General features: G+C 41.2%; 1 pseudogene. It reads left to right on the top strand.

The features are described from left to right. Positions 1 to 161: 161 nt before the first annotated feature. Positions 162 to 560: pseudogene (locus AC1DWB_RS37085) on the top strand (phosphotransferase family protein); the annotation flags it as partial.

Raw genomic sequence — 560 nt, 5'->3', positions numbered from 1 at the left:
TCTATTAACGCTATCCATCTATATTATCGGCATAGGAACGATGATGAACACTAATACGTTGGACTTGGAATTAAGTAAGGCCACCATCATGATTCAGGAAATGTATGAGGCGCTTTTGTTAAAGGAAGGAATCACTGGTCGTTAACAGAGGAGGTCCATGTATGGATACGATTGGGAAATGTCTGGGTGCGGGTGGTTGTTCTGAGGTATTTGAATGGGGGGATGATAAAGTTATCAAGCTATTTCGATCCTTTATATCCCGAGAAGCCGCGAACATCGAATATCGGAATAGTCGGGTAGCTTGGGAGATTAGACTACCGACACCTTGTCCTTATGAGCAGGTTGAGATAGAGGGTCGTCATGGAATCATTTTTGAGAAAATAACGGGTCATACGATCGTGGAGAGGCTAATTGTTCAACAGAGTAGTCATAATCAACTTATATTGTCCGACGAAGGAAACGATTATCGTGTACTTGCAAGAGTACTACATGACATACATAAAATCAGCGTTCCTGAATTATTGCCGAATCAAAAAGACAGTATCAAGCGATCAATAAGT

Source organism: Paenibacillus sp. P4_E11 (assembly GCF_056401635.1).
This window is presented reverse-complemented; position numbering and strand designations above follow the sequence as displayed.